Here is a 26844-nt window from a genome sequence, read left to right as displayed (position 1 = left end):
CCCGGCACTCTAGTACTTAGAGGCCCAGCGGGAAGCGTCCGGTTCGGGAAGGAGGCGCTTACCGCGAGGCGCAGATAGATCGACTGCGTGATCGGCGTTTCAAGGCGCGTTCCCGTGTGTGGAGATGCGACTTATTCTAACGGATGTCGGGCCGCAATCAACCGCTTGGGGGCTGTTTTGAAACATTCCTCTCCCGTCAGGGGTCTGTGCAGACACCATGAACGGCCGTGGTTACGGTGGTGTGAACGCCCCTTGAGTGGGAAGTGCGGTGGCTCTTCCGGCAACCAGTGGTAATCGACAAGGAAAACCCGATGCAGGATCAGACGATGCATCCCCAGCGACCGCTCGGCAGCCCGGTGCTCGCCATGAGTGGAGTGGCCTTCGGCTACCCCGGCGAGGGTCGCGTGCTGCATGACGTGGAGCTGGCGCTGGCACCCGGCGAGCGCGTGGCGATCGTCGGCGAGAGTGGCACCGGCAAATCCACGCTGTTGCACCTGGCGGCCGGGCTGGAGCCGGCCGACACCGGCACGGTGGAACTGGCCGGTCAGGCGCTGGCGGGGCTGGACGAGGCGGCGCGTACGCGGCTGCGCCGCGCGCAGGTCGGGATCGTGTTCCAGTCGTTTCATCTGATCCCGACGCTTACCGCGCTGGAGAACGTGATGCTGCCGCTGGAGCTGGCGACGGATCTGGATGCCACGCAGCGCCGTGAACGGGCTGCGGCGCAGCTGGCAGCCGTGGGGCTCGCGGACAAGGGCGGGCGCGAGCCGGAGCAGCTCTCCGGGGGGGAGCAGCAGCGCGTGGCGATCGCGCGGGCGCTGGTGCATCGGCCGGCGCTGATCCTGGCCGACGAGCCGACCGGCAACCTCGATTCGCGCACCGGCGAGGCGGTGTTCGGCCTGCTGCTGGAGCAGGTGCGCGCGACCGGCTGCGCGTTGTTGCTGGTTACGCATAGCGATGACCTGGCCGGGCGTCTGGACCGAGTGCTGCGTATGCAGGACGGTCATTTGCAGGATCTCGCCGCGGAAGCCTCGGCGACGTGAGCTCACTGCTCGTAAAGGCCTGGCTGCGCGATTGGCGCAGGCGCCCCCTGCAGCGGCTGCTGACGCTGGTGGGGGTGGTGATCGCCGTGGCCGTGGTGCTGGCGGTGGATCTGGCCAACCAGTCGGCGCAGCGCGCGTTCGACCGTTCGATGGACGAGGTGGCGGGCACGGCCACGCACCAGATTCTGGGGCCGGCCCGGGGTTTCGACGAGACACATTACCGTGATCTGCGGCTGGCCGGCTGGCGCGATACCGCGCCGATCGTGGAGGGACCCGCGCGGCTGCCGGACGGGCGCACGATCTATGTGCTGGGCGTCGATCCGCTGGCCGAGGGCCCGTTCCGCGGGGCGGCCTCGGATATCGGGGATGCCCCGGTGCAGCGGCTGGTGACCGAGCCGGGCACGATCCTGCCGCCGAGTGGCTGGTGGTTGGGCTCCGGGATGGCGCATGAGGACCGCCTGGCGCTCGAGACCGCCGCCGGGCGCTTCGAGGTCACGCTGCTCGAACGCGAGGCGGAGCGTGACGAACCGGCGGCCGAGTCAGACGACGAGGGTGGCTCGCTGTGGGTCACGGATATCGCCACCGCACAGACGTTGCTCGGCCGGCCGGGACGGCTCGATCGTGTCGACGTACGCCTCGATGACGCCGACATCGGCGCCTTCGCGGAGCGATTGCCGAATGGTCTGGAACTCGTGCCAGTGGCGGCGCGCGACCAGGCCTCGCGCGAGCTGGCGCAGGCCTTCCGCATCAACCTGACGGCGATGAGCCTGCTGGCGCTGCTGATTGCAGCCTTCCTGATCTACAACACCCAGACCTTTGCGGTGCTGCGCCGACGCGAGGTGCTGGCGAGTCTGCGCCTGGTGGGGGCCGGTCGGCGGGCGCTGTTCGGCGTGGTGATGCTGGAGGCCTTGCTGGTCGGTGTGATCGGCACGCTACTGGGTGTGCTGGTCGGGATTGGTTTGGCGCAGGTGCTGGTCGGCCAGGTCGCGCAGACGGTAACGGATCATTTCTTTGTGGTGGCGGTGACGGAGGTGACGCCGCGCCCGCTGGCGCTGCTGGCGGTGATCGCGCTGGGGGTAGGGCTGTCGCTGCTGGCGGCGCTGGCCCCGGCCTGGGAGGCGGCACGGGCGGCCAGCCCCGGCAGCCTTGGACGCGGGCGGCTGGAACGCCGGGCGCGCCGGGGCCTGCGCGGGCTGGCCGTGGCGGCGGTCGTTCTGCTCGCGGCGGGTGGCGTGATGCTGCTGCTCGGTACCGGCGGGCTGGTGGGCAGCTTCGTCGCGCTGTTTCTGCTGATTACCGGCTTTGTGCTGGTGCTGCCGCTGGTGCTGGCCGGGGTGCTGCGCGGTCTGGCGCGGCTGGGTCGCGGGCAGACACTCCCGCGCATCGGGGTGCGCAGTCTGGAGCGGAGTCTGTCGCGCAGCGCGCCGGCCACATCGGCGCTGACGCTGGCCCTGGCGGCCGCGATCAGCGTGTCGGTAATGGTCGGGAGCTTCCGCGACAGCGTGGAACAGTGGCTGGGCCAGGCGCTGACCTCGGATGTATACGTAGTGCCGGCGGCGCCAGCTGCGGCACGCAGCGGGGCGAGCCTGCCCGCGGACTGGAGGGACACGCTCGCCCGGATCGCGGATGCGGAGTCGGTCAGCACCGGCTCCAGCCAGGACACGCCGAGCGATGTCGGGATGATCGACCTCTACGTGGTCGAGCCGCACCCGGTCTGGCTGGACTACCTGCCGCTGCTGGAGGCCGAGGCCACGGGCGAAGCACTCGACCGGCGCCTGCGCGAGACCGATGCGGTGCTGGTCACCGAGCCCTTTGCGGCCCATTACGACGTGGGTGTGGGCGACCGGCTGGAGATCCGCGTGGATGAGGGGCGGCGGGTGTTCGAGGTGGCGGGCGTGTATCGCGATTACGGCAGTCCGCAGGGCACGGTGCTGATGCTGGGCGACCGGTTCTACGCGGGCACGCCCGGCGCCGAGGAGGTGGGGTCGTTTGGACTGCGCCTGCCCGACGGCGCGGATGCCGACGCGGTGATCCAGCGCCTGGAAGAATGGCTGGCCGAGCGCGAGACGGCGGCCATGGTCACGCGCCCCGGGGATATCGAGCAGGAGTCGATGGCGATCTTCGATCGTACCTTTGCGATCACGCATCTGCTGCGGGTGATCACGCTGCTGGTCGCGTTCATCGCGATCCTCGGGGCGCTGATGGCCCTGCAGATGGAACGCGCGCGCGAATTCGCCACGCTGCGCAGCCTGGGCCTTCTGCCCGGCGGGGTGCGCGGACTGGTGGTGTTTCAGGGCGCGGTGCTGGGCGCTTTCGCCGCGCTGGCCGCGATACCACTGGGTCTGGGCATGGGCTGGCTGCTGATCGAGGTGATCAACCGCGAGGCGTTCGGTTGGGGCATGGACCTGCGCTGGGCAGGCCGCGAGATTGCCGAGGCCGTCGCCCTGGGCGTGGGGGCCGCGCTGCTGGCGGCGCTGATCCCGGCCTGGCGCATGGCACGCATGCGGCTGGTGCCCGCTTTGCGGGAGGTGCCGTGATGACCTGGTTGAAGGCTGTGGGAGCGGGCATTGTGGGAGCGGGCTTGCCCGCGAAGCCCCTGCCTGCGTCAGGCCCTGGCAAGGTCCTTTCGCGGGCAAGCCCGCTCCCACAGGCACTCTTATGCCAGGTCCTGCGCCTGTTGGTGCTGGTTGGGCTCGTGGTGTTGCTGGCGGCCTGTGGCGGGTCGGAGCCGCCGGATGCGCGCGAGGCCGAGGTGTCGGGGCTGCGGGTGGGCGAGGCCCTGGGCGGGGAGGAGACGGAGGGGTTCCGGCGCGCGGATGCGCCGCGGGTATTCGAGTTTCCGCGTGACCACGGGCCGCACCCGGGGTTTCGCAACGAGTGGTGGTATGTGACCGGCAACCTCGATGGGCCGGAGGGCGAACGGCTGGGCTTTCACATCACCTTCTTCCGCGTCGGGCTGGCGCCGGAGCTGGCGGGGGACGCCAACTGGCACGATTCGGCGTGGGCCAGCCCGGATATCTGGATGGCGCATACGGCGGTGGTCGACCGCGAGGCCGGGTACCACGCCTCCGAGGAGCGCTTCGTGCGCGACGGGGCGGGGCTGGCCGGGGCAACGGAGCCGGTCGGCCGGGTCTGGGCCGAGGACTGGCAGCTGGCGGATCTGGACCGGGACCGCTGGACGCTGGACTTCAGCGTGGACGACTACCGGCTGGCGCTGGAACTGGAGCCCCTGCGCGGCCCGGTGCTCCAGGGCGAGGCGGGGCTCAGCCAGAAGGGTCCGGAGCCTGGCAATGCCTCCTATTACTACTCCATGCCCCGCCTCAAAGTGAGCGGTGAGGTCGAGCGGGCGGAGCGCGGGCCCCTGGCGGTCACCGGTCAGGCCTGGATGGACCGCGAGTGGAGCACCAGTGCGCTGTCCGAGGATCAGGTGGGCTGGGACTGGTTCGCGCTGCAGTTCGACGACGGGCTGGACGTCATGTACTACCAGCTGCGCAAGGAAGACGGCGAGCCGCACCCGCTGTCCAAGGGCCGCTGGATGCCGGCGGATGCCGACGACCGATTGCTGGAACCCGACCAGGTCGAACTGGAGCCCCGGCGCTGGGCCACGCAGCCCTCCGGCAACCGCTACCCAGTGGAATGGGCGATGCGCATCGCGCCGCCGGACGGCTCGGCCCCGCGCAAGTTCACCGTGCGTGCGATCCGCGACGACCAGGAGATGGATACCGTAATCCGCTACTGGGAAGGCGCGGTGGACATCCTGGATAGCGAAGGGCAACCCGTTGGGCGCGGCTTCGTGGAGCTGACCGGCTACGACGACGAGTAGGCCGGGGGGCTTGGGCGGCACATCCTGCGTTGATGCGTTTCGCGGGGCTCAACGCATCCTACGAAGGGGAGGGGATAGCTGTAGGATGTGATGAGCGAAGCGAATCGCATCATTCCGCAACAACGTTGAAGACCATGAACCCAGGGAAGGGGGCTATGGATGACGGACTATCGCCGCGTATACGTGCCCGGCGGCACGTATTTTTTTACCGTGAACGCCGCCTGGCGTCGCAACACCACCCTGCTGACCGATCATATTGATGCCCTGAGGGACGCATTTCGCGAGGTACGGCGACGGCACCCGTTCGTCATAGACGCAATGGTGGTGCTGCCCGAGCACCTGCACTGCATCTGGCGGTTGCCGGAGGGCGATACCGATTTCAGTCGGAGATGGCGACTGATCAAGGCACGCTTTTCGCGTTCGATTGCGCCGATCGAAACCCGAACATACAGCCGGGCTCAGCGAGGCGAGCGCGGCATCTGGCAGCGCCGGTTCTGGGAACGTTGCATACGTGACGAGCGGGATTGGGCGCGGCACGTCGATTACATCCATTACAACCCGGTCAAGCACGGCTGGGTTCGGGCCGTGGCGGATTGGCCATATTCCAGCTTCCACCGGTTCGTGCGGGCCGGGGTGTATCCGGCGGACTGGGGCGGGGTGCCCGAGATGGAGGATTGGCCTTTGGGGGAGAGGGATTGGAGATTCAGGGATTGATGCGATTCGCTTTGCTCATCGCATCCTACGAGGCTACCCCTGCCGCCCCTCGTAGGATGCGTTGAGCCCCGCGAAACGCATCGTTGAGAAACGCAGGGTGGCCCATATGGGCCACCCTTCTTTTGGCTACCAGTCCAGTGGGTCGCTGGCGTGGTCGAGGTCGAAGTCGTCCTGCAGGTGGGCGCGCAGGGCGCGTTCTTCCATCATGCGTTCGAGGGCACGGCGGGCGGCGTGTTTGCTCGGGCCGCGGTCGTTGACGAGCGGGTTCTCGAACAGGCCGGTGAGGTCTTCGGTGCTGTCGAAACCGGTATCGAGATTGAGGTCCATGCGGGGTCTCCAGGTATGCCGGCCGGGCCACCCCGGTACTGCGGCATCAGGAAAGCCTTATATAGCGGCGGCGGCCGCGCGCAAGCAGAAAATTCTTATGCCTTGTCGCGTTTCCTTATTGTCCACAGTCGGAGCATGACAGCGGCAAAAGTGCCAGGGTTTTCGAACTTGGCGACGGGTTACCGGTCCATCCCGAAGGAGACACTTGGACAGGCACCTGCGGTGCCGCCCTGCAGGGAATGGGCTGGCGGTCCGGTTGGTCCCGAATGGTCGAGATGCGAGGTTGTTCATGCTGATTCGTACGCGGCGGCGTTCCGATCCCGCCCGCAGCGAAATTACCCCGAAGGCAATCTACCAGCGACGGCGGGAATTCCTGCGCGCGGGTGTTGGGCTGGGTGCCGGTCTGGCCCTGGGCGGGCTGGGCATGGCGGTCCCGGCGACGGCTGCTTTGCGCGGCTTTGAGCTCGACTTCGAGCCCAGTGATTACTCCACCGACGAGTCGAAGACGCCGTACGAGGAGATCACCAGCTACAACAACTTCTTCGAGATGGGGCCGGGCAAGGGCGATCCCAAGACCTATGCCGACCAGCTGAAGACGGATCCCTGGACCATCAAGGTGGACGGGCTGTGCGACAACCCGGGTGAGTACGCGGTGGAGGACTTCATCAGTCCCTGGTCGCTGGAGGAGCGGATCTACCGCATGCGTTGTGTAGAGGGCTGGTCGATGGTGATCCCGTGGATCGGCTTCGAGCTGAACCGCATCATCGAAAAGGCCGAGCCCCGGGGCGATGCCCGCTATGTGGCCTTCGAGAGTATCTACGACCCGGACAACCTGCGCGGCCAGCGCCGCCGCCGCGGCAGTGGCGGGCTGCAGTGGCCTTATACCGAGGGCCTGCGCATGGACGAGGCGATGCACCCGCTGACGATCCTCGCCGTAGGGCTGTACGACGAGGTGCTGCCGAACCAGAACGGGGCGCCGATCCGTCTGGTCGTGCCCTGGAAGTATGGTTTCAAGAGCATCAAGTCCATCAAACACATCCGCTTCGTCGAGGACGAGCCGCCGACCCTGTGGAATCAGGCGCAGCCCGATGAATACGGCTTCTACAGCAATGTGAACCCGGACGTGGATCACCCGCGCTGGTCGCAGCGCACCGAGCGGCGCATTGGCGAGTTTCGCCGTCGGCGCACGGAGATGTTCAACGGGTATGGGGATGAAGTCGCCTCGATGTACGAGGGGATGGACCTGACCGAGTATTTCTGACGGGTTCGGCGTGGCGACGACCCAACGCCGCAGAGGGCAGCCCCCGCGAGGCGTCTGGACGGGCGTGCTGCTGCTCTCGCTCGTGCCCGCGGTCTGGATTGGCCTGCGCGCGCTCGGATGGTTCGGCGGGCTGGGAGCGAACCCCATCGAGAAGCTGCTGGAGCTCTCCGGCACCCACGCGATGATCGCGCTGCTGATCGCGCTGGCCGTGACCCCGCTGCGGCAGATGACGGGGCTGGCCTGGATTACCCGGTTGCGCCGGATGCTGGGGCTGGTGGCGTTCGGCTACGTAACCGCGCATGCCCTGACCTGGCTGGGGCTGGACCTGTTCTTCGACTGGGAGCTGGTGCTCTACGACCTGACCGAGCGGCCGTTCGTGATGGTCGGCTTTGCCGCCTGGGTGATCCTGCTCGCCCTGGCGGTAACCTCCACCGACGGGGCACAGCGCTGGCTCCGCAAGAAATGGGTCTGGCTGCACCGCGGGGTGTACGTGGCCGGGGTGCTGGCGATCCTGCATTTTCTCTGGCTGGCGCGGGCGGACTATGGCGAGGTCGCGCTGTACGCCGCGATCCTGGCCTTCCTGCTCGGCTGGCGGGCGGTCCATTCCTGGATCTGGGCGCGAAGGGTGCGGGCACGCAGGGCCGCCACCGCTTCCTGAGGCCCCGTCCATAAGCGTCTCCCTAGGCGCGCCGCGATGCTACACTACGCAGGATTTGCGGGCCGCGTGTCCGCCCCATTCCGACCGGAACCACATCATGCACGAGATCGAGACCCTGGAAGGCGAGTTCACGGATGCCGCCAACCATCGCTACGGCCTGCTGCTGGCGCGCTTCAACAGCCTGATCGTCGAGCGCCTGCTGGAAGGCGCGGTCGACACCCTGAAGCGCCACGGCGTCGCCGAGAAGAACCTGACCATCGCACGCGTGCCCGGCGCCTACGAGCTGCCGCTGGCGGCGCAGGCGATGGCGCGCTCCGGCCGTTATGACGCGGTGATCGCGCTGGGCTGCGTGATCCGGGGCTCGACCCCGCACTTTGACTATGTCGCGGGCGAGGCCGCCAAGGGCCTGGCCCAGGTGCAGATGACCGAGGACCTTCCGATCAGCTTCGGCGTGCTGACGACCGACTCGATCGAGCAGGCGATCGAACGCGCCGGCACCAAGGCCGGCAACAAGGGCGCGGATGCCGCAATGGGCGCGATCGAGATGGTCAGCCTGATGCGCAAGCTGCGCGCCGACTCCTGAACGAGTGGGTGCCGTACACGCCGTGAGTGAATCCCATAACCCTTCGCAGCCCGCAGGCAAGAACCCGCGCCAGGGCGGGCGGGGCAAACGCCCGCACAGTACGCCCGAGCAGCGTGCCCGCCACGCACGCTCGGTTGCGCGCCGCCGTGCCATGCAGGCCCTGTATTCCTGGCAGATGACGGCGGCCGAGCCCAAGGACATCCTGGCCGAGTTTCGCGACGACGAGGAACACGCCAAGGCCGACGCCGAATACTTCCGCGAGATCCTGATCGGTGTGACACGCAACCGCGAGGCCCTGGATGCCCGTATGGAGCCGTACCTGGGCCGTCCGCTGGATCAGCTCGACCCGGTCGAGCGGGCCCTGCTGTGGCTCGGCCAGTGGGAGCTCGCCGAGCGCATCGATGTGCCCTATCGCGTAGTGATCAACGAGGCGGTGGACCTGGCCAAGCGTTTCGGCGCCGAGCAGTCGCACCGCTACATCAACGGGGTGCTGGATCGGCTCTCTGCCGACCTGCGCGGCCCCGAGCGTTCCGTTCAACGCTGATTCCGATGGGCCGCCTCTCGCCATGACCGGTCCCGACTCCGAATTCGATCTGATCCGGCGCTACTTTGCCGAACCTGCCGGGACCAGCCCGGACGTGCGCCTGGGCATTGGCGATGACGCCGCGCTGCTTGGGGTGCAGGCCGGCCACGAGCTGGTCGTCAGCGTGGATACGATGGTCGAGGGGACGCACTACTTCCCCGACCACCCGCCGGCCAGCCTGGGGCACAAGGCCCTGGCCGCCAACCTGAGCGATCTTGCTGCGATGGGGGCCGATCCGCTTGGGGCGGTCCTGTCCCTGACCCTGCCTTCCGTCGACCATGACTGGCTGGCGGCCTTCAGCCGCGGCTTTCTGGCATTGGCCGAACAGGCCTCGGTTCCGCTGGTCGGTGGCGATACGACGCGTGGCCCCGGGGCAATCAGCGTGACTGTGCTGGGTCAGGTCCCGGCCGGGCAGGCCCTGCGGCGCGCCGGTGCCCGCCCCGGTGACCGCCTGGTAGTCAGCGGCGCACTGGGCGGGGCGGCCGCGGGCCTCGCCTTTGAGAAGCAGCGCCGGGCGCAGGGCCGGCCACCGGACGAGGAGTCCCCGGACTGCGCCCGCCTGTTCTGGCCGAGTGCGCGCCTGGCACTGGGGCGTGGCTTGCGCAATCGGGCGCGCGCCGTCATCGATATCTCGGACGGGCTGTTGGCGGACCTCGGCCATCTGGCCGCGGCATGCGGCTGCGGTGCCCGGGTCGACTGGTCGCAGCTGCCGGTCGATCCGTTGCTGGAAGGGCAGCCCGAGGAAATGGTTCGCGATTGTGTGCTCGCCGGTGGCGAGGACTACGAACTGCTGTTTGCCTTGCCGCCCACCGAGCCGCTGGAGCTGCTGAGCCTGAGCGTGCGCACCTCGCTGACCGTGATCGGCGAGTTCACCAGCGGCCGCGATATCGAGGTGGTGGACGCCCATGGCGCGCGGCTGGACGTCGCGCGCCGGGGCCACGATCATTTCGCGGGCTAGCCAGAAACACAAAAACAAAAGAACAAAGCCAAGGGACGTCATGGCCAGGAAGAAGACCGGCGCCGGTGCGGCGCCCGCCCAAAGCGCAAAGCCGAAGATGCCGTCGGCGAAGACGGTGTTCACTGATCCGATCCACCTGCTGGCCTTCGGGTTCGGGAGTGGCCTGTCGCGCTGGGCACCGGGGACCACCGGATCGCTCGGGGCGCTGGTGCTCTACTTCGCGATCATGAACTTCCCGGAGTGGGCTTATCTGGCCGTCACCGTGCTCGTGGTGATGGCCGGGTTCCACATCTGCGGGGAGAGCGCACGCCGTCTGGGCGTGCACGACCATCCCGGGATCGTCTGGGACGAATGGGCGGGCATGCTGATTACCCTGGCGTTCGCACCTGCGGGGCTCGTCTGGATCGTGATCGGCTTCCTGCTGTTCCGGCTGTTCGACATCCTCAAGCCGTGGCCGGCCAACTACTTTGACGCCAAGTGGAAGGACGGGCACGGGATCATGATGGATGACGTGGTCGCGGGGCTCTACGCCGGGTTTGCGCTGGTGATTCTCGCGGCGCTGTTCCAGCAGTTCTTCGTGCAGTAGCCGGCTTTCGGTTGTTAGAGCCCTTTGATGGGATTCGCGTTGCTCATCCCATCCTACGAGGTTGGTGGCGCGCCGTAGGATGGGATGAGCAACGCGAATCCCATCATCCCTGACTCCGGGTGAAAAGAGGCAGTTCATGGCGCCGCGCATTGGCCGCGATGAAGGTCCCGCGGCCCCCCTGTTCCGTGTCCAGACCGGCGCGTTCGGTCGACGCCTCGCCCAGAATCGTGGCAAGAAACACCTCCAGCTCGCGGCCGTCCACGCGTAGCTCTCCATAGGGTCCGCCATCGGTGGCCGGATACCAGAAAAGACGCGGCTGCCAGTTGCAGCCCTGGATCTTCGGATGCTCGTAGAGCGCGATCAGGCGCTGTTCGAGGGTGTCGCTCATGGGAACCTCTGGCGGGTCAGGGGGACGAAAAACGTACACCACCCCATTTCGGCTATTGCCCGTGGTGCCGGAAAAGGCGCTACTGTAGTGCAAACCGTTCCCCGCGTCAGAGGACCCGACGTATGGCGATTGACTGGAAGCAATACGACCCCAAGCCCTTCTTTGATGAACTGATTGCCAAGCCTGGCAAGCCGCGCAAGCCGGCGAAACCCCTGACCGATTACCTCAGCAGCCTGGACGACGCCGAGATCCAGAGCCGCAAGGCCGCGGCCGACAGCGCGATCCTGGAAATGGGTATCAGCTTCACGGTCTACACCGAAGGCGAGAACATCGACCGCGCCTGGCCGTTCGACATCATCCCGCGGGTGATCACCAAAGCCGAATGGGAGCGGGTGTCGAAGGGGCTGGAGCAGCGCCTGACGGCGCTCAACATGTTCATCAACGATATCTACAACAAGCAGCAGATCTTCAAAGACAAGATCATCCCGCGCTACGTACTGAAACAGTCGAAGAACTTCCGCGAGCAGTGCGTGGGGATCACCCCACCGCACGGCGTCTGGGCGCACATCTGCGGCACCGACCTGGTACGCGACGGCAAGGGCGACTTCTACGTGCTGGAGGACAACCTGCGTGTGCCCTCTGGCGTCTCCTACATGCTGGAAAATCGGCAGGTGACCAAGCGCGTGTTCCCGGAGCTGTTCGAGAACTCGAGCATCCTCCCGGTGGACGAGTACCCGACCCAGCTGTTCGACATGCTGGCCTCGATCTCGCCCCGCCCACAGGACTACCCGGAGATCGCGGTACTGACCCCGGGGATCTACAACTCGGCCTATTTCGAGCACTCGTTCCTGGCCCAGCGCATGGGGGCCGAACTGGTCGAGGGCGCGGACCTGGTGGTCGGTGATGACGACTGCGTGTACATGCGCACCATCGACGGTCTGGAACGGGTGGACGTGATCTACCGCCGGATCGACGACGAGTTCATCGATCCGGAGGTGTTCAATCCGGACTCGATGCTCGGCGTGCCCGGCCTGATGCGCGCCTGGCGCAAGGGCAATGTCGGGCTCGCCAATGCCCCCGGGGCCGGGGTCGCCGACGACAAGGTGATGTACGCCTTTGTACCCGAGGTGATCCGCTACTACCTCGACGAGGAGCCGATCCTGCCCAATGTGCCGACCTACCTGTGCGTGGACGACAAGGACCGCGAGTACGTGCTCGATCACCTGGACGAGCTGGTGGTGAAGCCGGCCAACGAGTCCGGGGGCTACGGGATGCTGGTCGGCCCGCACGCCACCAAGAAGCAGCGCGCGGAGTTCGCCCAGCTGATCCAGAAGGACCCGCGCAACTACATCGCGCAGCCAACCCTGGACCTGTCCGTCGCGCCGACGCTGTGCGGCGACGATATCGAGCCGCGCCACCTGGATCTGCGGCCCTTCATCCTGCAGGGCGTGCGCACGGACGTGACCGCGGGCGGGCTGACCCGGGTGGCGATGCGCAAGGGCTCATTGGTGGTGAATTCCTCGCAGGGCGGGGGCAGTAAAGACACCTGGATCGTGGACGAGGAGAACTAAGATGCTCTCGAGAGTCGCGGAACGCGTGTACTGGATGGCGCGTTATGTCGAGCGGGCGGAGAACACCGCGCGCATGGTCACGGCCTTCCATCTGCTGGCGCTGGACATGCCGAAGTCGGTACAGCTCTCCTGGAAGGGCCTGGTCGAGGTGACCGGGAACGACGAGCTGTTCGACAACCACTACCAGCGCGAGGACGAGCGCAATTGCGTGAAGTTCCTGCTGGCCGATGCCGACAACCCCAGCTCGGTGCTCAACTCCCTGCGCTCGGCGCGCGAGAACGTGCGGACCACCCGGGACCTGGTGCCATCCGAGGCCTGGGAGGTGATGAACGAGCTCTACCTGTTTGCGCGTGACGAGATCGACCAGGGCATCGGCAAGCGCGGTCGCTTCGAATTCCTGTCGAGCATCGTTCAGCGCTGCCAGACCCTGACCGGGCTGCTGGCGGGGACGATGAGTCACGATGCCGCCTATGACTTCATCCGCCTCGGGCGCAATCTGGAACGCGCGGACATGGGCACGCGTCAGGTGGATGTCGGCGCGCTGAAGCTCCTGAAGAAGGACCACGACGACCCGGAGCCCTACGAGGGCCTGCTGTGGACCAGCATCCTGCGTTCCGAGAGTGGCTTTCAGATGTACCGCCAGCACGTGAAGCGGCGGATCAATGGCGTGGATGTCGTGCGCTTTCTGTTGCAGGACAGCGCCTTTCCGCGTTCGGTCACCCACGCCCTGAAGCAGGTGCAGGATGCGCTGGAAAGCCTGCCGAACAACGAAGTTCCACTACGGCTGGTCATCCAGGCCCGGCGCCATGCAATGAACGCCAACGTGGACGAACTGCTGGCCGAAGACGGTCTGCACGACTTTGTCGACCGCCTGCAGCAGGACATCGCGGATATCCACGGCGCCAATGCCGAGACCTGGTTCCTGGCCGCCCCTGCACAAGCCGCGTAACCCGCCCCTCTGGGAGCTTGCTTGCAAGCGAACGCCCCTGCCAGCGTTCGGCACGGGCAGGGGCTTCGCCGGCAAGCCGGCTCCTACGGCGCCGTGGTCAGCGGCGGGGCTTTTTGGGCTTGCTGGTGCTTGCCTTGGTGGTGCCGGCCTTGCTGCCGCCGGTGGTTTTGCTGGATCCACGGCTGACCCGCGTCCCGCGCTGCTTGCGCCCGTGCGTGCCTTCCCAGTCGAAGCGGGGGAGGTCGGTAAAGGCACGCTTGATGTTTTCGTCCCAGGCCTGAGTGAGGGAACGCAGGTATTCGTCGTCGGCCTCCATGCACAGGTAGTGGTCGAAGTCGAGGGTGCCGCGCTCGTAGACGAGGACCTCGATCGGCGGCCCGACGGTCAGGTTGGAGCGGATGGTGGAATCGATCGACACCAGCGCACAGCGGGCCGCATCGCCGAGCCCAGTGTCGTGCTCGATGATGCGATCCAGGATCGGTTTGCCGTACTTGCTCTCGCCGATCTGCAGGAACCGCGTCTGCTGCGACGTGGTGATGTAGTTACCCTGGGGGTAGATCAGGTAGACGCCAGGGGGGGCCTCCCCGATCTGGCCGCCGATGATCATCGTTGCCTCGGCCTGCATGCCGGAACGGGACAGGGCCTCCGAGTGTTTCTCGGTCTCCTCGCGATTCAGGCGCCCCAGGTACTCGGCGGCGTCCGACATGCGCTCCACGGTCGCCAGGCTCTCCTCGGCGTTGTCCTCCATGTCGCGCTTGAGCCGGTGCACCACGGCCTGCGTGGTGGCCAGGTTGCCGGCGGTCAGCACGACAAACATGCGCTGACCCTCGACCTCGAAGGTGTGCATCTTGCTGTAGGTGCTGACCTGGTCGACACCGGCATTGGTACGCGAGTCGGAGGCGAACACGAGGCCGTCGTCCAGATCGATGGCGACACAGTAGGTCATGCGGGAGCGGGATTCCGGGCTGGGGAGAACGGAATACTAGGGCCGAGATGGGGGGGCGTCAACGATCGGGTATGGCGAACCTCGGGTGGTACGGTTGGTCTGAACCGACTGGATGTCGGGTGGGAAACGTGAGGGCATAACGCATGTGGCGCATGGCTTTTATTCTGATTGCGACTCTTCTCGTACCGGCGGTGGGCCACGCCGATGCCGAGTTGGCTCCCGAGGCGCTGATCGAGCGCATGCAGGAGGGTGGGCTGGTGATCTACTGGCGCCACGCGGCGACCGACCGCAGCCAGCGTGACCGCGACCTGTCGGACATGTCCCGCTGCGAGCTGCAGCGCAACCTCAATGATCAGGGCAAGGACGAGGCGCGCAAGGTAGGCGAGGGTTTCGAGCGTCACGCCATTCCGGTCGAGTCGATCCTGAGTTCGGCGTTCTGCCGCAACGTGGATAGCGCCCGGATCGCTTTTGGCGAGGGCGCCTACGAGATCCGCGAGGATCTGTTCAACGTGCCGCCGGTACGCGATCGCGGGCGTCAGGACGAGCTGGTTCGCGCCTTGCAGCGTTATCTGAATACACTCCCCGAAGATGCCGACCAGAACGTCGTAATCGTGGGGCACAATATCAACCTGCAGCGGGCGGCCCGGGTGCAGATCGACGAGGGCGAGATCGCGGTGTTCGAACCCGGAGAGGAACGCCCGCGGCTATTGGGGGTGCTGACGCCCGACGACTTCTGAGCCGGTCCGCCCGGGCGCGCCCTCGATATTTCGTCTACGCATTATAGTGTTGGATAGACGAAGCATGGGGAGCAGAGGCGATGGCGAGGCGGATGTTTGGGTTCTTTGGGGCGCTGCTGATCGGCCTCGTCCCCTTGGGGCTTGGGGCTGATGAGCTGAGTGCGGAACAATTGATCGAACGCCTGCAGGGCGGCGGGCTGGTCGTCTTCTGGCGCCATGCGGAGACCGACCGCTCGCACGATGACTACGACATCAGCGACATGGATGACTGCGCGGGGCAGCGCAATCTCAGCACCCTTGGGCGCAATCACTCGCGGCGGGTGGGTGACGGCTTCCGCGCGCTGGAGATCCCGGTCGAACAAGTGTTGACCAGTCCCTTCTGCCGAAACTGGGAGACCGCCTCGCTGGCCTTCGAGGAATACGAGATCCGCTATGACCTCTTCAATCTCCCCTGGGTGCGGGACGAGGACCGCCGTGCCCATCTGATCGATGGCCTAGCGCGCCACCTCCATACGCCCCCGGAGGATCCGTCTTCCAACATCGTGGTCGTGGGCCACGACCTGAACCTGCGCCAGGCGGTGGATCTGGAAATCCAGGAGGCCGAACTGGCGATCTTCGTGCCCGCACACGACGGCCCCAAGCTCCTCGGGGTGCTCGCCCCGAGTGACTTCCCCGAGCCCGATGCCGACCGTATCGCACCCGTCCCCGGGACTCCCGAACGCGAGGCATCCGATCCGCACTAGCGACGTCACCTGGGCGGTCCCCGGGTACAATGGCCGTTTTGGGGAGAATCCGCATGCGTCCTTGCAGGGGTGTTGGCCTGGCAGGGCTGTTGCTCGGGTTATGGATCGCGGGTCCTGCATTCGCGGCCTGCCCGGAGGGCAGTGCCCATGAGGGCGAGGCTCTCGCAGCCGCCTGGCTGGATCGGGAGCCCGTAGCTCGGGTCCAACCGGAGGACATGGCCGATGCCCTGTGCATTCAGGGCGCCTTGGTGGCGGATCTGGATGCGGCGGTGGGGCCGCATGTGGGGTGGAAGGTCGGTCTGACCTCCGAGAGCATGCAAGAGCGCTTCGGCGCCGATGCCCCGGTGGCGGGCCCCATGCTGGTCGGGATGATCTGGCCGTCGGAGGTTCCGGTCGAACGGGATTTCGGCGCGCGCCCCATGGTCGAGGCCGATCTGGCCGTGCGCGTGGCGGACCCGGCCATCATGCAGGCATCGGACCATGCCGAGGTGCTCGCGGCCATCGACTGGGTGCTGCCATTCATTGAGCTCGTGGATCTGATGGTCGCGGACCCCTCCACCCTGGATGCCCGGAGCATTACCGCGATCAACGTGGGCGCTCGGGGAGGTGTCCTGGGCGAGCCGTTGCCCGTGAACCCGGAGATGGGTGAGACGCTGGCCGCGATGACGGTGGTCATCGAGAACGAGGATGGCGAGGTGCTGGGCGAGTATCCGGGTAGCGCCATCCTCGGACACCCACTGGACGCCGTACTCTGGCTGGTGGATGAACTGGCGGCCCGCGGCGAGACCCTCGAGGCCGGCGAACTGCTGAGCCTGGGGAGTTTCGGGCCCTTGTTTTCGGTGGATGAACACGACGCCTTCCTGGTGCGTTACGAGGGCCTGGTTCCGGGCCAGGCCCCGGAAGTCGAAGTGCGGTTCGAGTAAAAACGGGCCCGATCAAAAAAGGGGCCCGCGCTGGGCGGGCCCTTGTCGAGCAAGGTCAGTGGCTTAGTAGAGGAAGTCCGGCAGGTGACTGCGCAGGGCGGCCGGGTCCTGGATCTTGGAAACGTTCTTGGCAATCTGGGCGGTTACGATCTGCGCGACCTGCGGGTCCAGCAGTTCGCGCAGGGCCCCCAGGAATTGTGGCGCGGCAAGGATGACCAGCCGCTGATAGCTGCCGCTGTGATAGCCCCCCCGGAGACGGTCGGCGACTTCGCGGGCGAAACGGTTGCGTTCATTGACACTTGGGTCGGTGGTCTCCTGCATGGCGTGGCGGCCGTCACCTCCGGCGCTGCTCCAGCTGCGGCCGGGGCGGTCCGTGACCAGATCCCGGGGATGTACGCGGGACTCGGTGTGCGTCAGGGTTTCGATTTCGTGCAGACCCTGGCAGGCACGACCTTCACAACTGAGGATGCGCGCGCGGGCGGCATCGGCCACAACGATCCATACGGTATCCATACAGTGCCTCCTGTTGGACAGGCGTGAATGCCCCGAAGGGCGAAATGAACGCGCGATCCACGAGCGGGCCCGGTACTGCGATCGGGTCCGCGCGGGATGTTGCATCCTTTCTTCTTGAGTGTAGATCGTTGTGGCTGAGTTTCCTGGTTCCAGGGGCATCGAATCGGCCCCTTTGATCTGTGTCACAGGACGTACAAATAAAGGAGGCGGGAGTGAATTTCACGGTGGAACGTGGCACGGGCCTTGAGCCGCACCTGGAGGCCATCGCGCGCCTGCGTATCGAGGTCTTTCGCGAGTGGCCCTACCTGTACGAAGGCTCCGTCGAGTACGAGCGGGACTACCTGGCCGACTATGTCCGCTGTCCGCAAAGCGCGGTGGTGCTCGCCTGGGATAGAGGAGAACTCGTGGGGGCGTCGACCTCGCTGCCGCTGGCGGCGGCCGACGCCGATTTTCAGGCCCCTTTCGCTCAGAACGGACTGGACCCCGAGCGGTATTTCTATCTCGCGGAGTCGGTCCTGCAGCGGCCTTATCGGGGACAGGGGGCCGGCCATCGCTTCTTTGATGCCCGCGAGGCCGCAGCGCGCGAGTCGGGCTATACGCAGGCGACCTTCTGTGCCGTCATCCGTCCGGACAAACATCCGGCACGCCCGGCGGACTATCGCCCGCTGGACGGTTTCTGGCGCAAGCGCGGCTACGAGCCCGCCGACGGGCTCGTGTGCCACTACCACTGGCCGGATCTGGGCGAGGACGGGGAGACCTGGAAGCCGCTCCAGTTCTGGTGGCGGTCACTGTAAGCAAGTCCTCGGGACGCCTGCCCCGCAGGCCTTACTTCGAGTCTTCGTCCCGGTTCAGCAGATCGGCGAGCCCGGCAAAGGGGTTATGGGTCGCCGTGGTTTCGGCGCTCTTGCCGCTCCCTGGGGTCGCGTCGGTATAGCGCTGGTGTTCGTTGTCGTGGCAGTACAGGCACAGCAGCTCCCAGTTGCTACCATCGGGGGGGTTGTTGTCGTGGTTGTGGTCGCGGTGGTGCACCGTCAGTTCCTGCAGGTTGGCGCGCGTGAACTCGCGCCCGCAGCGCCCGCAGACCCACGGGTACATCTTCAGCGCCTGTTCGCGATAGCCCCGCTCGCGTTCGGTCCTGGATTGATGGCTTTGCGCGACCAGCGCGTCCAGCCGTTCGGAAGACCCCTTGCCCTTTTGTCCCATCGTGCCTCCGGCCGCTTTGTCAGCCACAGCGTAGCGGTATCCCACGATAAAACAGCGTGGGCCGTCAGGCGAGGCCGTTCAGTGGCGGGTCTCGCCATTCCCGGGACCGGGCAGCGGTCCGGGGCCGGGGTGGCCCACATGAAAGCCCTGGGCGTAGTGGATGCCGATGGACTTGACCGCTTCCAGGATCTCGGCGTCCTCCACGTACTCGGCGATGGTGCGCACGTTCAGGTCGCGCGCCAGCGCCGCGATCGAGCGGACAAATGCCTGGTCGCGCGCGTCGTGGACCATGTTGCGCACAAAGTCGCCCTCGATCTTCACGAAGTCGATGGGGAAGCGCTTGAGGTAGTGGAACGAGGAGAAGCCCGAGCCGAAGTCGTCGACTGCGAACTGGAATCCCTGCTGCTTCAGGTCGAGTACGAACTGTTCCAGCACGGCCATGTTCTTCACCGTGTCGCGCTCGGTGATCTCGAAGACCACCTTGGCCGGCTCGATGCCGTGGTCGTGCGCCAACTGGCGGACCTTGCCGATGAACTCGCCGATGATCAGGGCGCGCGGCGAGAGGTTGATGAACAACAGCCCCGAGTAGCCGGAGCGGCTGACCTCGATAAAGGCCTGCTCGATCAGCACGTAGTCGAGCTGGTGCATCACCCCCATGGTCTCGGCGACCTCGACGAACTGGCCCGCCGGGATCAACTCGTCGCCCACACGGATGCGCATCAGCAGCTCGTGGATATGGGCCTCGCCGGTGGCGGTGTCCATGATCGGTTGGAAGTAGGGGACGATGCGGCGGTCCTCCAGCGCCTCCATGATCATGATGCCGGTCTCGCCCGCCTCGCGGAACACTGCGGCCACTTCTTCGTCACTCGGCACGCAGACCGCGTTTTTCCCCTCGCGCTTGGCCTTGTACATCATGTTGTCGGCCACCAGGAACAGGTCGCGCGTGTCCTTGCCGTGGCGTGGATAGGCGGCGATGCCAATGCAGGTGGTGGCCTTGACCCGCGAGCCGTCCGGGGCCGGGAGCGACAGGCCATCGGTGGCCTCGGCCATGTGCGCCGCGAGCTGCCAGGCGGAGTGCTGGTCGGTCTCGGGCAGGATTAACGCGAACTCGTCGCCGCCGTAGCGCGCCAGGATGTCCTCGTTGCGGATCGCGCCCTGGATCGTCTCCGCATAGGCCTGCAGGAAGCGGTCCCCAAAGGCATGGCCGTAGCGGTCGTTGATGGTCTTGAAGTTGTCCAGATCCACGACCATCACCGCAAAGGAATAGCCATGCCCCTCGGCGCGCTTGATCTCGTAGTTGAACAGCTCCCAGAACACCCGCTGGTTGTAAAGATTGGTCAGCGGGTCACGCGTCGCGTAGTACTCGAGGTCCTGGGTGTACTTGTAGATCGCCTTCACCGAGCCGACCAGGTTCAGCAGGGTCGACAGGATGCTCTCGATCACGACATGGCGTACCGGGTCGCGCACCAGATCGGACTGCACGCCGATGCCGACCACACCGCCAATGCGCGGGGTGTCCAGTACCAGTGACTTGGTCGCCAGCTCGATCTGGCGGGGCGAGAGTTCCGGCAGATGACTGGAGGCGTCGGCGACGTTGTGCCGCACGCTGATGTTGGCGTCCCGCACGAACTCCTCGGACGCCCGGATGCGATGCGTGGCCAGGCGTTCCACAGTGCGCCGGGTGGCCTCCGTGGGCTCCGCGCGCCAGAAGATCTCCAGCTCGTAGACGTCGTCGTTGGCCTTGAACAGGGTGAACAGGGTGTAGGCGTCGATGATCGTGTTGATCTCGGTCAGCAGTACCCCGATGTATTCGCGCCAGTCACGCACCACATCCGACGTGATGATGAACTTGTCCAGTAGCTTCAATTCGAACTCGAGGATGTCCTTGTCGACCGCGACCGCGCGCAGCTTGCGCACCAGGTCATCCACCTGGTCGACCACCTGGTTGAGCTCCACGAACCCGGTGTCGATCGCCTGCGTCTCGACGTGGTTGAGGTCCTTGATCGCATTGACGCGGGTTACCTGGTCCTGGAAACGGCGCACCGAGCGGGTGATGGGCGCCGTTGCCCAGGCTGCGATCAGGGAGCCCAGCAAGAGCGTGCCCAGCCCGGTCCCGAGGAAGGTCCAGACCTGCTGGTTACGCGCCTCGCTGATGGCCGTGCCCAGGTCCTGGCGCACCTCCATCACCCCGAGCACATCGCCGCTGGACGCGTTGCCATGACAGGCGAGGCATTCGTTGCGGGCGCGCAGAGGGAAGGTGTAGCGCAGCTCGCCGTTGTCCTGGCGGCTTTCGATGGCGCCGGTCTCGAACGCATGCTCGATGCGCTCGTGCCACGCGGGCTGATCCACGTCGCCGTACAGTGCCGAGACCTTCTCGCCGCGATAGAAATCCAGCTGCAGCGGCGTATCCGCCAGCGATTCCTCGATCCCCGCCGAGAACGCCTCCAGCTGCTCGCGAGTCCAGCCCTCGCGCATGATCTGGAACATCGAGGCGAAGGTCTGGTGGGCGATGCCGCTGGCCGTCTGTTCTGCCTGGCGCGCCATCGTCCGTTCGTAGATCAGCGTGGAGGTGATATGGACTGTCAGGAACACGAGCAGGGCCACGCCCATGATCGCGGCGACGATGAACAGCCGCAGTCGCAGGGCCCGGCGCGGGGATGCGGGGCGTTCAGCGGACATGAAGACCTCGCGGGTCCAGGCAAAAGGCCTCTGAGTATTAGATACCTCATGCCCCGGGATCTTGATCTGGATCACATGCGCAAGCGATGCAACTTTTGTGGCCCTTTCGCCGGCGTGGGCCGGTCGGCGCGAATCAGCGTTGCGTGTCGAGTTCTTGCAGGTTCTGCACCATGGTCTCGGGCGCGCGTTCGTGGCCGGAGGGCAAGTTGGGCTCGGGGTCCAGCATCCAGGCAACGAGATCGCCAAAGGTGTCCGCGGAACGGGTATAGCGCGTGAGCATGTGGTAGCCCGCGGGATAGAGCACCATGCGGTGGCCGGGGTCGCCGGTCGCGGCCAGGTGTTCGGCCAGCACCGCCGTAGGCCCGGGTGGCACGAGGTCGTCTTTCGCGCCGTAGAGCAGCAGGCTTGGGGCGGGTAGCGTGCCTCCGGCGCTCAGCGCGCGGCCCATCAGCGTGGTCAGTCCGTCCAGGGCGTCGATGCGGGCATCGCGCAGGACCAGCGGATCATCGCGCATCTGCTCCAGGACCGCCGGGTCGTCGGTGGGCTGGATATCGAATTCCGCCGCCATCTCGCCGGTCAGGCGCATGCCGGGGGCAATGCGGGCGCCAACCCAGAGGCCGAAGCGCTGGTACCAGGGCATTTGATCGCGGCTCCAGACGGCCGGGCTGATCAGCGCCGTCCCGCGCATGGGCGGCGGGTCTTCGCCGGTGGCGGCCACCAGGGCCACGGCGCCGCCCATGCTCTTGCCGATCAGGTAGGGCGGGTTGTCGGGATAGCGCTCGGCGAGGATGCGCAGCCCGGTGCGTGCGTCCTCGGCCATCGTCTGATAGCCCGCCCAGCGGCCGATATCGCGGTTGGCGCCAAAGCCGCGCTGATCAAACGCGTAGACGGCGATCTCGTGCTCGGCAAGGGCCTCGCCCAGGGCCGCCATGCTGCCGCCGTGGTCGTTGAAGCCGTGCAGGGCCAGGGCGACCCGGCGGGGCTCTTCCGGTCCCCAGCGGTGTAGCGGGAGGCGGGTCCCGTCCGCGGCTTCCAGCACCTCGGCGTCCGGGCGTTCATCCGGGGCATCGTCCACGGCCGGCTGCGGCGGACTGCCGGCACAGGAGGCCAGCCAGAAGGCGGCGAGGACGACCCACCAGACGCGCATCATGCCGGCTTCACCTGGGCGGCGCCTCGTCACCTTCCTGTGCCTCGCCACCTCGTGGTGGGAGCAGGAATTGCGTCGGGTGTCGGCGCAGGTGTCGGCCGTAGGCCTTCAGCACGCGGTCGAAGGCCCCGATGCGGACGCCGCGGGCACGCAGGGCGACGTACAGGGCCAGGCCGAAGCTGACCCACAGGTTCACCGCGCCGATCAGCAGCACGAACACCAGGAACAGCAGGAAGGTGAACACGCCGATCGACTCGCTGGCGGTCACGTAGCCGAGGTTGGCGGAGGCGAAGGCCACATGCTGGATGTCCAGCGGCAGGTTCAGCAGGTAGCCGACAAAGCCGGTCATGCCGAGCAGCATGCCGAACAGGAAATTGCCCAGCACCGCGCCGTAGTTGTATCCGACCCAGTCGGCGAGACGGTGACGGGTGGTGGTTGGCAGCAGCCGCTGCAGCAGCGGGTGCTCGCGCAGGCGCCCGGGCAGGTCGAGATAGGCGCAGCGGTTGTCGAAGAACCCGGCGATCAGGCCAGAGACGAACAGCCAGACCCCGGCGATGGCCGCGAAAAACAGCGCCAGGCCCAGGATCGGGCGCAGGCCGTCCAGCAGGTAATCCGTCTCGGTGCCCGAAAGGATCGGTGTGCCGAAACCCCAGGCCGCGAGGGCCCCGATCAGTAGCGCCGTGGGGAGTGCCACGCCGACATTGCCCAGCACGGCCGCAAACTGGGAACGGCCAACCCGTACCAGCAGTTCCGCAAGCTTCGAGGCATCGGCCGTGCCGCGTTCGTTCTCCTCGATCGCGGCCGCGAGGCGCGCGGCGGTCATCGCCGGCTGCTTGGTCGCCACGGTGAAGTGCAGGATGTGGATCAGCACAAAGCCCAGACCGTAGTTCAGGCTGACCCACAAGGCGTTCCAGCCCTCGGACAGGCCCAGGGATTCCACCTGGATCTTGATCAGCGCCATGAAGGCGATGATCAGGCCCGCACCGGCGCCCGAGCGCAGCATCGTCAGGTACTCGCCGCGATCACGGGTGATGTAGTGCTCGCCGGTGTCGGAGACATGCTGCGTGATGCTGCGCGAGACCAGCCGGATGTTGTCCTGCCACAGCGCGCGCAGCCCGTGGCGGCGGGCACTGGCCGTGACCAGCTCGCGGAACACGCCCACCGCGGTGGTGCGTGTGTGTGCCTCCTCGCGCGGCTCGAGCAGGTCCAGCAGCTTGTGGATGCGCGACAGCGTCTGGTCCAGGCGCTCCAGCAGATGGGTCAGTGACAGGCTGCTGCCATGCGTGATCGCCCGCCGGCGCAGGCGCAGGATCTGATCCCCGCACTGTTCCAGCAGCACGCGGGCATGGGCGTCGTCCATGCGCTCGTGGCCGGGGTCCTGCAGCCAGGCACGGTAGTCGCGCACATAGGCGGAGATCTCGCGCTCCTGCGCGACGAAGGCGGAATTGCGCTCGGCAATCGACGGATCCAGCCGCAGCAGTTCCGGTTCCAGTTCCTCGGCGGCGATCCAGATCGAGAGCATCTCCAGGGCGTAGAGCGTCTCGCTGCGGGCGCGGTCCAGCACGCCGGGGTGTTCGCCGGACAGGCAGCCCAGCGCCCCGAGCAGCCGGGACCAGGCATCGTCCGGCAGCGCCGATACCCAGATCGCGTCATCGGGGTTGTGGAAGACGTGGTAGAGCACGTCCCGGAGATCCGCGCGGTCCATCGGGTGCGGATTGATGCGCTCGTACAGGAGTTCCGCGGCCTCGCGGAAGAAACCCTTGCGGGAGAACAGGCCCACGCCGGTATACAACGTCAGGTGGCGGGCGTCCTCCAGGCCGGCCTCCAGACGCTCGCGCAGGCGTTCGCGAACCTCGGGCTGTTCCTGGAGGGCCAGCGTCAGGCTCTCGATCCGGGCAATGACCGGCGCGATGTTGCGGGGGTTGTCCGGGCGCAGCCAGTCCACGATGCGGCGCAGGGTCTCGGCGAGATCGCACTGACTGTCATCCTGCAGGGCGTCCAGCAACTGTGCGGCATCGTCCGGGGTCTGCATAACGCTCCCTGCGCAATCGGAAAGCGCCCATTATACGGATAGCCGGTGCCCGGTCAGCGGCCCCCGGGTTCGCCCGGAACCGTGGTCAGGCCGAATACGAGAAACGAACAAATCCCGTGTAGCAAGGGCCGATCTCGGCGCATGCGCACCTCCCGTTGCGGCAATGCGGGTCGACGCGCGCGATATATTGAACATAGCAGGTGCCGGCTCGGCCGGTGCTGTTGATGAGGGCAGTGGCTGCATGAAGGCAACAGTAAGCAGGATGGGTGGGTTCCGGAGTGCGAGCCTCTGGGTATGGGTCTGCTGGTTGTTGCTTATGGGGTCGGCAGCCGCCCAGGCCGACCCCGAATCACGGGTGGTCACGGACGACTCCGGCGCCGCCTTCGACGTGACGTTGTATCCGGCCGAGGGCCAGCGTCTGTATCTGTGGCTGCTGCCTCAGGCAGGGCAACACGAGAACCATGATCGGCTGGCGCGCGAACTGGTCGCCTCGGGTATCGAGGTGTGGATGGTTGACCTGCTGGACGCGTATTTCCTGCCCCGTACCAATGAGAGCATGCGCAGCCTGGATGGTGAGGGCGTGGCCGCACTGATCCGGGAGGCGCACCACGAGACGGGCAAGGAGGTGATGGTGGTGGCCTCCGGACGCCCGTCGATCGTCGCGCTGCGCGGCATGCGCCACTGGCAGCTCGGCGAACCCGGCAGCGCCTACCTGATAGGCGCGACGCTGGGCTTCCCCAACTTGATGGTCGACACACCCGTGGCCGGGGCGCCGGCCGAGTACGTGGACGTGGCACGTGCCACCAACCTGCCGGTCTTCATCCTGCAGCCGGAACTGGGGGTCTATCGCTGGTATCTCGACGAGATCCTCGGCGCCCTGCGCGGGGGCAGCAGCCCGGTGTTCGTGCAGATGGTCCCCGAGGTGCGCGACTTCTACTACCTGCGTCGCGGCGACCCCAGTGCCGAGGAGCGCGCCGCTACCGATCAGCTGGCGCGTCAGCTACGTCGGGCGGGCAACCTGCTGGCGACCATGCCGCGCCCGCTCGCGGCAAGTCCGCTCCCGGAGCGCGAGTCGACCGTGGAGGCCCGCCGCGGTCTGGTGGAACGCGATCACACCCCGCCGATGGAGGACTTCACGCTGACGGATCACCTGGGGGACGAGCAGTCCCTGAGCGACTATGCCGGGGACGTGATCCTGCTGAACTTCTGGGCGACCTGGTGTCCGCCCTGCGTACACGAGATCCCGTCGATGAACCGCATGGCGGAGAAGCTGGGCGAGGGCTTCGAGATCGTCTCGGTCAACTACCAGGAAAGCGCGGAACACATCGCCGAGTTCATGGACGAGGTGCAGGTCGACTTTCCGGTGCTGATGGATTTCGACGGCCGGGTGGCGGCGGGCTGGCGGGTATTCGCCTTCCCCAGCTCGTTCATCCTCGACCGCGAGGGGCGCATCCGCTATTCGGTTAACAGCGCCATTGAGTGGGATGATCCGGAGGTCATCGACACGGTACGCGAGTTGATGCAATAACGCGGCGAACGGAGCGCACCCGCGGGATCAGGAGATTTCGGCCTCCCGCGAGCGCAGCCTTGCGTTATTGCCCCTGCTGGTGGTTCTCGACCGCCTGCATCAGGAAGCCCGAGAGGTCCGGAAGGCCAAGATCGGGGATCCAGTTACCGGCCTCGGCCCAGGTCCACAGACCGATCAGCAGGAACATGCCGGAGGCGACAAAGCGCATCGGCGCGGCGGGGATGCGCGCGGCAAAGCGCTTGCCCAGGATCAGGGCCGGGGTGGTGATCAGCAGAATGCCCACGGTGGCGCCCAGTACGACGGGCAGCAGGGCGCCGGAGGCCCCGGCCAGGGTGACGACCGCCAGCTGGGTCTTGTCCAGCATCTCGAACAGGAAGAAGGCGACCGCGGCGGCGAAGAAGGCGCTGCGCGCCTTGGGCGCCTGCTCGTCTTCCTCGTCCTCCGGGAACAGGACCCAGATCGCCATGATCAGGAAGGCCGCGCCGACCACCCACAGGTGCCAGTCGGTGGCAATCACCGCGAACAGCCAGATCCCGACCACGGCGGACAACAACTGGTTCAGGAAGAGGCCGGTGGCCATACCCCAGAATACGGCCCAGGCACTGCGGCAGCGCATGCCGAACACGGCCGCCAGGAACATCGAGCGGTCGCCGATCTCCGCGATGGCCACGGCCACGATGGACAGCAGAAAGAGTTCCATGAATGCAATTCCGGGGCGGGCGGCGCAACGCAGAGCCGGTGACATCGCCATCCGCCGCCCGCCCACGGGCTGTCCTCGCGATCACGCGAGGCGGATATCGATGCCACAGGTCTCGTCAGGCCGCTTGTCGGAGGCGCACCGGGGCGCCTTCGGACGGGCTGCATACGCCATGGCCCGAGGGCCAAGGATGTTGACGCATGCCTCCGGCGCTGCCGGAGCGACTACTCCCCTGAGGGTGCGCGAACTATAACC

At 66.6% G+C, this 26844-nt stretch carries 26 protein-coding genes and 1 riboswitch; of the genes, 17 read left to right on the top strand and 9 right to left on the bottom strand.

The window, feature by feature from the left end; all coding sequences use genetic code 11:
* The first annotated feature begins 311 nt into the window (after positions 1–311).
* The 4 genes from F466_RS0111710 to F466_RS0111695 all read left to right on the top strand — a co-directional run bounded on the left by F466_RS0111710 (position 312) and on the right by F466_RS0111695 (position 5577).
* Positions 312–1040 carry an ABC transporter ATP-binding protein gene (locus F466_RS0111710; protein ID WP_018174808.1) on the top strand — a complete coding sequence of 243 codons (729 nt, stop codon included), beginning with the start codon at positions 312–314 and terminating at the stop codon, positions 1038–1040.
* Positions 1037–3577, top strand: a complete 2541-nt coding sequence (locus F466_RS0111705; RefSeq protein ID WP_018174809.1) for an FtsX-like permease family protein — start codon at positions 1037–1039, stop codon at positions 3575–3577. The genes F466_RS0111710 and F466_RS0111705 overlap by 4 nt, the downstream gene beginning before the upstream one ends.
* Positions 3578–3717: 140 nt before the next feature.
* The gene (locus tag F466_RS0111700; RefSeq protein WP_018648968.1) at positions 3718–4863 is read left to right on the top strand and encodes a lipocalin-like domain-containing protein; all 1146 of its coding nucleotides are present in this window, start codon (positions 3718–3720) and stop codon (positions 4861–4863) included.
* 159 nt (positions 4864–5022) lie between these two features.
* Positions 5023–5577, top strand: coding sequence for a transposase (locus tag F466_RS0111695; protein ID WP_012983059.1), 555 nt, complete (start codon positions 5023–5025; stop codon positions 5575–5577).
* 126 nt (positions 5578–5703) lie between these two features.
* On the opposite strand, the gene F466_RS0111690 is transcribed toward F466_RS0111695, so the two are convergent.
* On the bottom strand, positions 5704–5904 hold the full coding sequence (locus F466_RS0111690; protein ID WP_012983058.1) for a PA3496 family putative envelope integrity protein: 201 nt from the start codon (positions 5902–5904) through the stop codon (positions 5704–5706).
* 289 nt (positions 5905–6193) lie between these two features.
* Here F466_RS0111690 and msrP point away from each other — a divergent pair, with 289 nt between their 5' ends.
* From msrP to F466_RS0111660, 6 genes are all read left to right on the top strand, one after another.
* Positions 6194–7165: a protein-methionine-sulfoxide reductase catalytic subunit MsrP gene (gene msrP, locus F466_RS0111685; RefSeq protein ID WP_019592473.1), complete on the top strand. Its 972-nt coding sequence runs from the start codon at positions 6194–6196 to the stop codon at positions 7163–7165.
* 64 nt (positions 7166–7229) lie between these two features.
* The gene (locus F466_RS0111680; RefSeq protein WP_018994197.1) at positions 7230–7823 is read left to right on the top strand and encodes a sulfite oxidase heme-binding subunit YedZ; all 594 of its coding nucleotides are present in this window, start codon (positions 7230–7232) and stop codon (positions 7821–7823) included.
* 97 nt (positions 7824–7920) lie between these two features.
* Positions 7921–8406, top strand: a complete 486-nt coding sequence (gene ribE / locus F466_RS0111675; RefSeq protein WP_018994196.1) for a 6,7-dimethyl-8-ribityllumazine synthase — start codon at positions 7921–7923, stop codon at positions 8404–8406.
* Positions 8407–8428: 22 nt separating this feature from the next.
* Positions 8429–8950, top strand: a complete 522-nt coding sequence (nusB, locus tag F466_RS0111670) for a transcription antitermination factor NusB (protein ID WP_018995200.1) — start codon at positions 8429–8431, stop codon at positions 8948–8950.
* A 22-nt stretch (positions 8951–8972) separates the two neighbouring features.
* Complete coding sequence (gene thiL / locus F466_RS0111665; protein WP_018994195.1) at positions 8973–9947, top strand: thiamine-phosphate kinase; 975 nt, start codon at positions 8973–8975, stop codon at positions 9945–9947.
* Between the two features lie 40 nt (positions 9948–9987).
* Positions 9988–10533: a phosphatidylglycerophosphatase A gene (locus F466_RS0111660; protein WP_012983052.1), complete on the top strand. Its 546-nt coding sequence runs from the start codon at positions 9988–9990 to the stop codon at positions 10531–10533.
* Positions 10534–10636: 103 nt separating this feature from the next.
* Here the strand turns inward: F466_RS0111660 and F466_RS0111655 are convergent, their stop codons facing one another.
* Complete coding sequence (locus F466_RS0111655; protein WP_018994194.1) at positions 10637–10921, bottom strand: hypothetical protein; 285 nt, start codon at positions 10919–10921, stop codon at positions 10637–10639.
* Positions 10922–11043: 122 nt separating this feature from the next.
* Between F466_RS0111655 and F466_RS0111650 the strand changes: the two genes are divergently transcribed.
* A complete protein-coding gene (locus tag F466_RS0111650) occupies positions 11044–12492 on the top strand; it encodes a circularly permuted type 2 ATP-grasp protein (RefSeq protein WP_018994193.1) in 1449 nt (482 codons plus the stop codon).
* Position 12493: 1 nt separating this feature from the next.
* Positions 12494–13441, top strand: a complete 948-nt coding sequence (locus F466_RS0111645; protein ID WP_018137847.1) for an alpha-E domain-containing protein — start codon at positions 12494–12496, stop codon at positions 13439–13441.
* Between the two features lie 97 nt (positions 13442–13538).
* Here the strand turns inward: F466_RS0111645 and F466_RS0111640 are convergent, their stop codons facing one another.
* Positions 13539–14387 (bottom strand): proteasome-type protease, encoded by an 849-nt coding sequence (locus F466_RS0111640; protein WP_018137848.1) that lies wholly within the window; start codon positions 14385–14387, stop codon positions 13539–13541.
* A gap of 143 nt (positions 14388–14530) precedes the next feature.
* Here F466_RS0111640 and F466_RS0111635 point away from each other — a divergent pair, with 143 nt between their 5' ends.
* From F466_RS0111635 to F466_RS0111625, 3 genes are all read left to right on the top strand, one after another.
* Complete coding sequence (locus tag F466_RS0111635) at positions 14531–15124, top strand: histidine phosphatase family protein (protein WP_018994192.1); 594 nt, start codon at positions 14531–14533, stop codon at positions 15122–15124.
* 92 nt (positions 15125–15216) lie between these two features.
* Positions 15217–15867 carry a histidine phosphatase family protein gene (locus tag F466_RS0111630; RefSeq protein ID WP_018994191.1) on the top strand — a complete coding sequence of 217 codons (651 nt, stop codon included), beginning with the start codon at positions 15217–15219 and terminating at the stop codon, positions 15865–15867.
* A 215-nt stretch (positions 15868–16082) separates the two neighbouring features.
* A complete protein-coding gene (locus tag F466_RS0111625; RefSeq protein ID WP_018994190.1) occupies positions 16083–16790 on the top strand; it encodes a 2-keto-4-pentenoate hydratase in 708 nt (235 codons plus the stop codon).
* 63 nt (positions 16791–16853) lie between these two features.
* Here F466_RS0111625 and F466_RS0111620 read toward each other — a convergent pair whose 3' ends face one another.
* Positions 16854–17303 (bottom strand): host attachment protein, encoded by a 450-nt coding sequence (locus F466_RS0111620; RefSeq protein WP_018137852.1) that lies wholly within the window; start codon positions 17301–17303, stop codon positions 16854–16856.
* A gap of 212 nt (positions 17304–17515) precedes the next feature.
* On the opposite strand from F466_RS0111620, the gene F466_RS0111615 reads away from it, so the two are divergent.
* On the top strand, positions 17516–18097 hold the full coding sequence (locus tag F466_RS0111615) for a GNAT family N-acetyltransferase (RefSeq protein ID WP_018994189.1): 582 nt from the start codon (positions 17516–17518) through the stop codon (positions 18095–18097).
* A 31-nt stretch (positions 18098–18128) separates the two neighbouring features.
* Here F466_RS0111615 and F466_RS0111610 read toward each other — a convergent pair whose 3' ends face one another.
* The 4 genes from F466_RS0111610 to F466_RS0111595 all read right to left on the bottom strand — a co-directional run bounded on the left by F466_RS0111610 (position 18129) and on the right by F466_RS0111595 (position 24364).
* Positions 18129–18506 (bottom strand): YajD family HNH nuclease, encoded by a 378-nt coding sequence (locus F466_RS0111610; protein WP_018994188.1) that lies wholly within the window; start codon positions 18504–18506, stop codon positions 18129–18131.
* 78 nt (positions 18507–18584) lie between these two features.
* A complete protein-coding gene (locus F466_RS0111605) occupies positions 18585–21185 on the bottom strand; it encodes a bifunctional diguanylate cyclase/phosphodiesterase (RefSeq protein WP_018994187.1) in 2601 nt (866 codons plus the stop codon).
* A 133-nt stretch (positions 21186–21318) separates the two neighbouring features.
* Positions 21319–22335, bottom strand: coding sequence for an alpha/beta fold hydrolase (locus F466_RS0111600; RefSeq protein ID WP_018994186.1), 1017 nt, complete (start codon positions 22333–22335; stop codon positions 21319–21321).
* 7 nt (positions 22336–22342) lie between these two features.
* Positions 22343–24364, bottom strand: a complete 2022-nt coding sequence (locus F466_RS0111595) for a site-specific recombinase (RefSeq protein WP_018994185.1) — start codon at positions 24362–24364, stop codon at positions 22343–22345.
* A 355-nt stretch (positions 24365–24719) separates the two neighbouring features.
* Between F466_RS0111595 and F466_RS0111590 the strand changes: the two genes are divergently transcribed.
* Positions 24720–25892 carry a TlpA disulfide reductase family protein gene (locus tag F466_RS0111590; protein ID WP_018994184.1) on the top strand — a complete coding sequence of 391 codons (1173 nt, stop codon included), beginning with the start codon at positions 24720–24722 and terminating at the stop codon, positions 25890–25892.
* 64 nt (positions 25893–25956) lie between these two features.
* On the opposite strand, the gene F466_RS0111585 is transcribed toward F466_RS0111590, so the two are convergent.
* On the bottom strand, positions 25957–26592 hold the full coding sequence (locus F466_RS0111585) for a TMEM165/GDT1 family protein (RefSeq protein ID WP_018137859.1): 636 nt from the start codon (positions 26590–26592) through the stop codon (positions 25957–25959).
* A gap of 117 nt (positions 26593–26709) precedes the next feature.
* Positions 26710–26827, bottom strand: a riboswitch (yybP-ykoY riboswitch).
* Positions 26828–26844 lie beyond the last annotated feature (17 nt).

Source organism: Thioalkalivibrio sp. ALgr1 (assembly GCF_000378285.1).
GTDB lineage: Bacteria > Pseudomonadota > Gammaproteobacteria > Ectothiorhodospirales > Ectothiorhodospiraceae > Thioalkalivibrio.
Note: the sequence above shows the minus strand (reverse complement) of the source record. Positions and strands in the feature narration are given on the sequence as shown.